The sequence below is a fragment of the Asticcacaulis sp. genome (assembly GCF_020217185.1).
Classification (GTDB): domain Bacteria; phylum Pseudomonadota; class Alphaproteobacteria; order Caulobacterales; family Caulobacteraceae; genus Asticcacaulis.
Map to the genome: position 1 here is coordinate 1 of NZ_JAIWNX010000225.1, position 10,000 is coordinate 10,000.

General features: G+C 62.9%; 7 protein-coding genes. 3 read left to right on the forward strand and 4 right to left on the reverse strand.

Annotation, left to right across the window (positions count from 1 at the left end):
* Positions 1–559: cupin-like domain-containing protein (locus LDL37_RS11105; protein WP_290798098.1), on the forward strand; the 559-nt coding region annotated here is incomplete at its 5' end.
* A 15-nt stretch (positions 560–574) separates the two neighbouring features.
* On the opposite strand, the gene LDL37_RS11110 is transcribed toward LDL37_RS11105, so the two are convergent.
* From LDL37_RS11110 to LDL37_RS11125, 4 genes are all read right to left on the reverse strand, one after another.
* Positions 575–1,240, reverse strand: coding sequence for a DUF6445 family protein (locus tag LDL37_RS11110; protein ID WP_290798101.1), 666 nt, complete (start codon positions 1,238–1,240; stop codon positions 575–577).
* Between the two features lie 71 nt (positions 1,241–1,311).
* Entirely contained in the window at positions 1,312–2,682 is a 1,371-nt protein-coding gene (locus LDL37_RS11115; protein WP_290798104.1) for an efflux transporter outer membrane subunit, read from the reverse strand.
* Positions 2,682–5,858 (reverse strand): efflux RND transporter permease subunit, encoded by a 3,177-nt coding sequence (locus LDL37_RS11120; RefSeq protein ID WP_290798107.1) that lies wholly within the window; start codon positions 5,856–5,858, stop codon positions 2,682–2,684. The genes LDL37_RS11115 and LDL37_RS11120 overlap by 1 nt, the downstream gene beginning before the upstream one ends.
* A gap of 119 nt (positions 5,859–5,977) precedes the next feature.
* Positions 5,978–7,174, reverse strand: coding sequence for an efflux RND transporter periplasmic adaptor subunit (locus tag LDL37_RS11125; protein ID WP_290798110.1), 1,197 nt, complete (start codon positions 7,172–7,174; stop codon positions 5,978–5,980).
* Between the two features lie 251 nt (positions 7,175–7,425).
* Between LDL37_RS11125 and LDL37_RS11130 the strand changes: the two genes are divergently transcribed.
* Together LDL37_RS11130 and LDL37_RS11135 are read left to right on the forward strand one after the other, a co-directional pair.
* A complete protein-coding gene (locus tag LDL37_RS11130; protein WP_290798113.1) occupies positions 7,426–8,061 on the forward strand; it encodes a TetR/AcrR family transcriptional regulator in 636 nt (211 codons plus the stop codon).
* Between the two features lie 154 nt (positions 8,062–8,215).
* Positions 8,216–9,844, forward strand: coding sequence for a methyl-accepting chemotaxis protein (locus tag LDL37_RS11135; RefSeq protein WP_290798115.1), 1,629 nt, complete (start codon positions 8,216–8,218; stop codon positions 9,842–9,844).
* Positions 9,845–10,000: the final 156 nt, after the last annotated feature.

Consider the following 10,000-nt stretch of genomic DNA (forward strand, 5'->3'; position numbering starts at 1 on the left):
TGTGGCCACACAGACCCATTACGACCTGATGCGCAATATCGCCTGCGTCGTGGCCGGACGCCGCCGCTTCACCCTGTTCCCACCGGATCAGCAGGCCAATCTCTACCCCGGCCCGGACGATTTTACCCCCGGCGGCGCACCGCTCAGCCTGCCCGACATCCGCAGCCCGGATTTCGCGCGCTGGCCCCGGCTGCGGGCGGCACTGGACAGCGCGCAGGTCGCCGAACTGGATCCCGGCGATGCGCTATACATCCCCTATGGCTGGTGGCATCAGGTGCAGTCTCTGGCCCCCTTCAATGCCCTCGTCAATTACTGGTGGAACGACGCAGACGCCACCCGGCCCCTGCCCCGACTGGCCTTCAAGGCGGCGCTGGTGGCGCTGAGGGACCTGCCGGACGAACAGAAGGCCGTCTGGCGTCACATGTTTGAGCTGTTTATCTTTGGCGACAGCGAGGCGGCCATGGCGCACCTGCCGGCTCAGGCCCGCGGAGCCTATGGCGAACTGACCCCCGAACGGCTGAAAGCGCTGAAAGCCGAGATCGCGGCGGCCTTTAAATAAGGCCAAAAGCGGTAGCTATCGGATACCAAAGAACAGATTGGCCGTCAGGCGACGCGGGTTGCTGGCCTGCACCTGACCATAGTGGATTTGTCCCGCCCGATAAAAGATCAGCCGGTTGAAGCGCGGTTCAATAGCGGCAATGGGCTCAAAAAACTGCGCCCGTGCCGCTTCGCCGCTACCCTCAAAACCATCCAGTTCCAGCCGTTTGGCGCGCTCAAAGCCATAGCTGCGGCTGGGGGTGATCAGCTCGTGCCCGCTGGCCCGATGGCGGAAAAAGGCCGTGCCGCCCAGATCCCCCTCAAACAGGTAATGCACGCTGGCAAAGCTGTTGAGGCTGAAGGCGTCGATATGCGGCGCGGCCTGCCGCACGTCCATGGCGTCGGGGGCCTGCGTGGCCACACCGAAAAAGCCAAACAGCGGTAAAGGCTGCGGCGTCACACCAAAATGCGGCAACAGGCGCGGCAGAAGCTCCGTCGCCACCAGCGTCTTATAGGTCTGTGGCAAAGGGGCATTAAGGCCGGGATAACGCGATCCGGGCGCGGGCGTGCGAAAGGCCGCCCCATCGGCTTCGGCGATCAGGGCCTGCGGATCGCTGAGCACCTCATCGACAATGATCAGGGGCTGCGCCTCATGGCCCAGAGACTGAACCGTCAGGGTAAGATGGGGATTGAGAGAGATCATACAAAAAACCGCCTGAGAGAACGATATTCCGGTTCCCTCAGGCGGTCAAAGCGCAAAGCGTCGCAATAAATCTATTGCAGACCACCGCCCGTGGCCGCGTAAAGCCGCGTCAGGTTCAGAGCCCGCGTCAGGCGCGTGGTGATCAGGCCCTGCTGCGCGCCATAGAGGGTGCGCTGGGCGTCGGTCAGGGTCAGGCGCGAGTCCACACCACGATCGAAGCGGGCGCGCGACAGGGCTTCGGTCTCGCTGGCGGCTTCGACCACGCGGGTCTGGGCCGTCAGGCGCGTGTCGATGGTCGAGCGCACAGCCAGGGCATCGGCCACGTCGCGGAACGCCGTCTGGATCGACTTTTCGTAGGTCGCCAGCGCAATATCCCGCGCCTTTTTCGAGCTTTCCAGCCCGGCGATATTGGCCCCGCCGGCGAAGATCGGCACCGAGATCGACGGCGCAAAGCTCCAGGTATCGGCCCCGTCAAACAGGTTGTTGAGGTCCGTAGAGGCCTTGCCCACCGCACCGGTCAGCGAGATGCGCGGGAAGAAGGCGGCGCGGGCCGCTCCGATATTGGCATTAGCCGATTTGAGATCAAACTCGGCGGCCACCACGTCCGGACGCTTCAGCAGCACCTCCGACGGCAGGCCGACCGGCAGGTCGCTCAGCACGGCGTTTTCCGGCAGTGCATTCGGCAGGTTGGCGGCTTCGACCTCCACGCCGACCAGCAGGCGCAGGGCGTTCTTGTCCTGCTGCACCAGCGCTTCCAGTTGCGCCACATCGGCGCGCGCCTGTTCGGTCAGGGTCTGCTCCTGACGCAGGCCCAGCGCGTCGGTGGCCCCGAGGTCAAAGCGCTTTTGCGTCAGGGACAGGCTCTCTTCGCGCAGACGCAGGGTCTCACGCGACAGGCGCAACTGCTCCTGATCGGCGCCCAGAGTCAGCCACGCCGTGGCCACAGACGAGATCAGCGACACCTTGGCCGCCTTCTGGTTTTCGGCCGAGGCGAAATAGGTATTGAGCGCAGCATTGCTCAAAGACCGCACGCGCCCGAACAGGTCCAGCTCCCATGAGGCCCCGATGTCGGCGCTGTAGGACTCGGTGTCCGTACCGGTGCCGGTATCGCCGCGGCGGCCACTGACCGTGCCATTGACGCCGGGGAACAGGCTGGCGCGCTGCACGCTGTACTGGGCGCGCACGCGCTCGGCGTTCAGCGTGGCGATGCGCAGGTCGCGGTTATTGACCAGCGCCTCGTAGATGACGCTTTGCAGACGCGGGTCGAGGAAGACCTTCTGCCACGGCAGGGTTTCCGCCGACTCTCCCTGCGCCGTGGCCGGCGTCGGGAACTGATCGGCCACCGGCAGGGTGCCGCGCTCATATTTCGGGGCCAGCGTACAGGCGCTGAGGACCAGAGCCGTGGCCGGGAGCATCAGACCGAGTTTAAGAGAGCGTGTCATTAGTGGTCCTCACGGTTGTGACGCGACTGTTCCAGCGCCGCCAGAGCTTCACGCTCCGCCGCCAGAGTCTTAAGGTGCTTTTCGTCCGCCTTGAACATCTTTTCAATGATGACAAAGAAAAGCGGGATAAAGAACACCGCCAGGAAGGTGGCCGACAGGATACCGCCGACCAGACCCGTACCGATGGCGTTCTGGCTGCCCGACCCCGCGCCATCGGCGAAGAACAGCGGCAGGATACCGAAGGTGAAGGCCATCGACGTCATGATGATCGGGCGCAGGCGGACGCGGGCGGCCTGAAGCGTGGCGTCGATCAGATTCATGCCGTTTTCGTGGTTATGCTTGGCAAACTCGACGATGAGGATGGCGTTCTTCGCCGACAGGCCGATGATCGTCAGCAAGGCCACCTGAAGATAGATGTCGTTCGACAGGCCGCGCAACAGGGTGGCAATCAGCGCCCCCAGCACGCCCAGCGGAATGACCATAACGATGGCCACCGGGATCGACCAGCTCTCATAGAGGGCGGCCAGCAGGATGAAGACGACAAAGATCGACAGGGCGTAGAGCATCGGCGCTTCGGCCCCGGACTGCTTCTCCTGAAGCGACAGGCCGGTCCATTCGTAGCTGATGCCGGGGGGCAGTTGCGCGATGATCTTCTCCATCTCGGCCATGGCCTGACCCGACGACTTGCCCGGCGCGGCCATACCCTGAATATTCATCGACGGCGCGCCGTTATAGCGTTCCAGTCGCGGCGAACCATAGGCCCAGTGCGCGGTCGTGAAGGCCGACAAAGGCACCATCTGACCCTGATTATTACGCACATACCACTGGTTCAGATCCTCCGGCTTCATGCGGAAGGGGGCATCGGCCTGCACATAGACCTTCTTCACGCGGTTGCGGTCGATAAAATCGTTGACATAGGCCCCGCCCATCGCGGTCGAAAGCGTGGCATTGACGTCGCTGAGGCTTACGCCCATCGAACCGGCGGCGACCTGATCAATGTCAAGCTTCAGTTCCGGCGTGTCTTCCATGCCGTTGGGACGCACGGCCATCAGCGACGGGTTCTGCGCCGCCATACCGAGCACCTGATTACGGGCATTGAGCAGGGCTTCGTGGCCCAGACCCCCGACGTCCTTCAACTGAAGGTCGAAGCCTGAGGAGTTGCCGAGTTCGGACACCGCCGGCGGCACGATGGCAAAGGCCATGGCGTCACGGAACTGGCTGAAGGCACCCATGGCGCGCCCGGCGACAGCGGGGGCTTTCAGGTCCGGCGACTTGCGTTCCTCAAAGGGTTTGAGGCGGACGAAGGCCATACCGGCATTTTGACCGACACCGGCGAAGGAGAAGCCACTGACCGTAAAGTTCGACTCCACAGCCGGGTCCTTGGCAAAGTGCGCGCCGACCTGATCCATGACCTGACTGGTGCGTTCATCCGTGGCCCCCGGCGGCAGTTGCACCAGCGAGAACATGATCCCCTGATCTTCTTCCGGCAGGAAGGAGGTCGGGATGCGGGTGAACAGGAAGGCCATCAGGCCGACGATCACCGCGAAGACGATCATGTAACGACCGCCCTGCCCCAGGATCTTGCCCACCGTGTTGCGGTAGCCATTGGCCATGCGGTCAAAGTTGCGGTTGAACCAGCCGAAAAAGCCCTTCTTGTCCTGATGTTCAGCGTCCGAAGCCTTCAGCAGGGTGGCGCACAGGGCCGGCGTCAGGATCAGGGCCACGACCACCGACAGGACCATGGCCGAAACAATGGTGATCGAGAACTGGCGATAGATGACGCCCTGCGACCCGCCGAAGAAGGCCATGGGAATGAACACCGCCGACAGGACCAGCGCAATGCCGATCAGCGCCCCGGTGATTTCCTCCATCGACTTGATGGTCGCGGCCATGGGTGGCAGCTTCTCTTCGTGCATGACGCGTTCAACGTTTTCGACCACGACGATGGCGTCATCGACCAGCAGCCCAATGGCCAGCACCAACCCGAACAGGGTCAGGGTATTGATTGAATAGCCAAAGGCGGCCAGCACACCAAACGTTCCCAGCAACACCACCGGCACGGCGATGGTCGGGATAATGGTGGCGCGCCAGTTTTGCAGGAAGAGGAACATGACGACGAAGACGAGCACGACGGCTTCGATCAGGGTCTTCACGACCTCATGGATCGACAGCTCGATAAACGGCGTCGTGTCAAACGGCACCACGTAGTGGTAGCCCTTGGGGAAGTTCTTTTCCAGTTCGGCCATCTTGGCCTTCACCGCATTGGCGGTATTGAGCGCATTGGCTCCGGTGGCCAGGCTGATGGCGACCCCGGTCGCGGGACGACCGTTAAACTTCACCGTGCCGGTATATTGCTGCGCCCCCAGTTCGACGCGTGCCACGTCCTCCAGCTTCACCACGGCCCCGCCGGAGGTGTTCTTGAGGATGATGGTGCGGAACTGCTCGATGCGGGTCAGACGCGACTGCGCCGTGATGGTGGCGTTGAGCACCGTGCCCTTCACGGCGGGCAGACCGCCCAGTTGCCCGGCGGAGACCTGCGTGTTCTGGGCGCGGATGGCGTTCATCACGTCGGTCGGCGTCAGGCTGTAGCTGGTCAGCTTGGCCGGATCGAGCCAGATACGCATGGCGTACTGAGCCCCGAAGTTCTGGATGGTGCCGACGCCATCGACGCGGCTGAGCTGATCGACCAGGGTCGAGGACATGTAGTCGCCCAGATCATGTTCGGAGACATTGGGGTCTTCGGAATAGAGGCCCACCACCATCAGGAAGCTGGAGGTCGCCTTGGCCACCGTCAGACCCTGCTGCTGCACCTCCTGCGGCAGGAGCGGCGTGGCCGATTGCAGCTTGTTCTGCACCTGAACCTGCGCGATGTCCGGATCGGTCCCCGCCTTGAAGGTCAGGGTGATCGAGGCCGCCCCGCTCGAGTCCGAGGTCGAGTTCATGTACAAAAGGCCGTCAATGCCCTTCATCTGCTGCTCGACGATCTGGGTGACCGAGTCTTCGACCGTCTTGGCCGAAGCGCCCGGATAGAAGGCACTGACCGACACCTGCGGCAGGGCGATCTGCGGATACTGGGCAATCGGCAGGTTGGCGATGGACAGAAGGCCCGCCATCATGATGACGATGGCCACCACCCAGGCGAAGATCGGTCTATGGATAAAGAAACGCGAGATCATGACGGTGCCTTTGCAGGAACGGATGCAGTCAGATGGAGGTCTGGCAGATAGAGGTCTGGGGCTGACGACGGACACACTTCGGGCGTCGCATCGTCAGTCATTTATTTAAAACGCTTGATTTACTTGGCTTTTTGCGCAGGTGCCGTAGCGGCCGGGGCTTCCTTGGCCGCACCGACACTGACGGGTTTGACCGGGGCTTCGGGACGGATCTTCTGAAGACCCTCCACGATCACCTTGTCACCGGCTTGCAGACCTTCGGTCACCAGCCACTTGTCACCGACCGTTTGCGCCACCTTGATCGGGCGCATCTCGGCCTTGCTGTCCTTCGACACCACCATGACCGTGGCATTGCCCTTCGGATCGCGCGTCACCGCCGGCTGCGGCACCAGAATGCCGTTGCCGACCACGCCCGACACGATGCGCGCCTTGGCATACATGCCCGGCAGCAGGACGCCGTTGGGGTTAGGGAACAGGGCGCGCAGCGTGACCGTGCCGGTCGATTCATCGACGCTGACGTCCGAAAATTGCAGCTTGCCCTTGATCGGATAGACCGTGCCGTCTTCGAGGACCATTTCGACATCGGCGGTTGCGGCCTCACCGATCTGACCCGCCGCCGCCGCACGCTTCAGCGCCATCAGTTCGGTGACCGACTGATTGATGTCGAGATAGACATTGTCGATATTCTGGATACGCGTCAGTTCGGTGGCCTGCGCCGCCGTGACCAGAGCGCCCGGCGTGACGTTCGACTTGCCGATACGGCCCGAAATCGGGGCCATGACCTTGGTGTAGCCGACATTGATGCCCGCGGTTTGCAGCGCGGCCTGACCGGCGGCGACGGTCGCCTTGGCCTGAGCGTACTGCGCCTGCGCGTCGTCATTGTCCTGCTTGGAGACGGCGTTGATCTTGACCAGCTCGGCATAGCGCTCGGCCTTCAGCCGTGCCGCCGTCAGATTGGCTTCGGCCTGCGCGACGGTGGCCTGCGCCTGAGCGTAGGAGGCCTGGAACGGCGCGGCGTCGATCTGATAAAGCGGCTGACCCGCCTTGACGTAGCTGCCCTCGGTGAACAGGCGCGCCTTGACGATGCCGCTGACCTGCGGACGCACTTCCGACAGAAGGTAGGCCGAGGTGCGACCCGACAGTTCGGTCGTCAGATTGACCGGCTCAGACGCCACGACGACGATCCCGACCTCGGTCGGCCCGCCCATGCCCATGCCGCCCGCACCGGGGCCGCCTTCCTTCTTGCCGCAGGCCGTGAGGGTGAGGCCAAGCGCCAGCACCACCGCTGCGGATTTCATAAGGGGAAATTGCGATCTCATGCGGGTTCTCTCCGGAACGAAATGTCAGTCACTTGTAAATGCCGCCTTATACGTTGGCGCAGATCAAAGTGTGCAACGCAAAACAAGCCCTACACCTGTCGCACGGATGTGCAAGAAAGTGTCAGCACGAAATGAGAGTGAACGATCATTCTCATTTTTTCTGGCCTTACGCGGCTTTTTGGTGTATGTCAAGCGCAGAGATAATATTAAAAAATGTTAACCCCTTATCCACGAAGGGTTTGCCACCGCGGATGACCAGTACAGCTTTGAAGTCCAAACTTGCCGATTCCCCTATCCTGCCCCGTGCGCGTCAAAGCCGCGAGGAGCGACGCCAGCAGATTCTGGACGCCACCTTGCGCTGCGTCAGACGCTCCGGTTTTCATGGCGCCTCCATGGCCGACATCGCCGCCGAAGCGAAGATGAGTGTCGGCGTTATCTATCGCTACTTTGCGAATAAAGAAGCCATTATTGAAGCCATCGTCGCTAATGACCTAGCGGAAATGCGCGCCAAATTCGCTGAATGGGACCAGACGCCGGACGATCAGTTGCTGGACACCCTCCTCAACACCATCGACTTCGCGCTGGACCACAAGTACGGCCCCGACAAGAGCGCGCTGGCCCTCGAAGTGCTGGCCGAAGCCGCACGCAATCCGCGCGTCGCCGCGATTGTGCAGGCCGCCGATGTGCAGGAACGCGAACTGGGCCGCAGCCTCTGTGATCGCCTCAATCCGGGGTGTGACCGCAGGCGTCTGGACGCGCGCGGTGAAATCATCAACATGTTGTTCGACGGCATGATGATCCGCGCCATCACCCATCCGGACATCGACCGTGAGGCGCTGGCCAACGATTTACGCGATGTGATGAAGGTGCTCTTTATCCTGAAATAGGTCGGCTCAGGGCGCGGCAAGATAGCACCATAAACAGCTTTTATCCGCCGCCGCCCCCACGGTTAACCCTCCATTAAAAAACGAAGCGTTACTGGACGTTCAGTTCAGAAAACGAGTCGGCTCAGACACGTGCCGGCAACAGGTGGGGGCGACTATGCTTGAGCGTTTGGGCATCCGGTTAAGCGTGGGCTGGCGCGACGGGCTGATCGCCGGAGGGGCCCTGTTTGCCGCCGCTGCCGTCACCGGTCTGGCGGTCTATCTTACCGCTTCGTCAGCGCTGAAAAACGAGGTGCGCACCAATCTGATGCGCGTCGCCGTCAGCGCGGCGCAACTGACCGACACCACCGCCCACGCCCGCATCACCCGCCCGGAAGATCAGGGCAATGCCGATTATGAGCACGTGCGCGCCCCCTATTTCGCCCTGCTGCGCGGCAATCCGGACCTCGCCTACATCTACACCATGGTCCGGGTGGACGGTAAGACCCACTTCATCATGGATGCCTCCATCCCAAAGCCGGGCGAAGCCGTCGTGCCGACCGGCGTGATGGAAACCTACGAAAACAGCACGCCGGTGCTGGAAAAGGCTTTTGAAACCAAAGCCCCGCAGGTCGAAGCCGACACCTATACGGACAAATGGGGCACCTTCCTGTCGGGCTATGCGCCGCTGGTGGACAAGGGCCGTTTTGTCGGTCTGGTCGGCGTCGATATCCGCGTGGACGCCTACCTGAAACGGCTGGAGGGTATCCGCAATGCGCTGCTGACCGGTCTGGGCGTCGCGGCTTTGGCGGCCATTGCCGCCGGGCTGATCGTCGGGCGTCACCGCCACGCCGCCGAACGCGTGCGTCAGGAAAACGCCGCCCGCTCGCAGCAATTGCAGGCCATGGAACACGACCGCCTGCGCGCCGAGCACGCCGCGCTTCAGGCCGAAGCCAGCCGCCGCGCCGCCATGTCGGAGGCCGCTACCGCCTTTGAACAAACCGCCTGTCGCATACTCGACCGGGTAAAGCAGTCGGTCGGCGGTCTGCACGAACGCGCCGCCGATGTCTCCGAAATCGCCATCCGCACCCGCGAAGGCGTCGAAACCGCCGCCACGGCGACGCGCAACACGCAAGAGCGCGCCCGACACGTCTCCGAAGCCGCGCAGGCCCTCAGCCTCGCCATCCGCGATATAGCCGAACGCAGCGCCCGCTCCGACGCCATCGCCCACGAAGCGGCGCACCGGTCCGCCGACGCGGCGGCCAAGCTCGATTCGCTGTCGGCCCGGTCGGCGCAGATCACCGATATTATCGGCCTGATCGACGACGTGGCGTCCCAGATCAATCTGCTGGCGCTCAATGCCACCATCGAGTCGGCGCGCGCCGGAGACGCCGGCAAGGGCTTTGCCGTCGTCGCCTCAGAGGTCAAGACCCTCTCCGGCCGCGTCGCCGAAGCCACCCGCCGCATCACCACCCAGATTCAGGACATCCAGTCCGCCACACGTGAGACCGTGGACAGCGTCGGGGCCATCCGCAGCATCATCGAAGACATGGGGCGCACGGCTCAGGACGTCGCTCAGGCCGTCGAGGCGCAGACGGGTCTGACCGCCCGCATCGGCGAAACCATCGAACAGACCGCCGCCGACGCACAGGCGGTGGGGCGCACCCTGCAACAGGTGCACCGTTCGGCCGACGAAACCGATCAGACCGCCGCCTGCGTCAGCGAGGAATCAGCGCATCTGGCCGAAGAAACTGCACGCCTTAACGGGGCGGTGGACACCTTCCTGCGCGCGGTACGGGCGGCCTAAAGCAATCAATGGCCCGCAGGCTTCACACAACTGTCATAAAACTGTTGTAATGCCGCCTCAGCTTCACAGCACCGCCTGCCGTTTACCCTTGCGTCATATTTGTTTAACGCAGCGGTGCTTTACCGGTGGTTGGATTCGGACACGGAGCCCCCAGCG

What these genes read in the sequence shown, in the direction of transcription:
- LDL37_RS11130 (WP_290798113.1), top strand. Translation starts at nt 7,426, where the DNA reads ATGACCAGTACAGCTTTGAAGTCCAAACTTGCCGATTCCCCTATCCTG.
- LDL37_RS11125 (WP_290798110.1), bottom strand. Translation starts at nt 7,174, where the DNA reads ATGAGATCGCAATTTCCCCTTATGAAATCCGCAGCGGTGGTGCTGGCG.
- LDL37_RS11115 (WP_290798104.1), bottom strand. Translation starts at nt 2,682, where the DNA reads ATGACACGCTCTCTTAAACTCGGTCTGATGCTCCCGGCCACGGCTCTG.
- LDL37_RS11110 (WP_290798101.1), bottom strand. Translation starts at nt 1,240, where the DNA reads ATGATCTCTCTCAATCCCCATCTTACCCTGACGGTTCAGTCTCTGGGC.
- LDL37_RS11135 (WP_290798115.1), top strand. Translation starts at nt 8,216, where the DNA reads ATGCTTGAGCGTTTGGGCATCCGGTTAAGCGTGGGCTGGCGCGACGGG.
- LDL37_RS11120 (WP_290798107.1), bottom strand. Translation starts at nt 5,858, where the DNA reads ATGATCTCGCGTTTCTTTATCCATAGACCGATCTTCGCCTGGGTGGTG.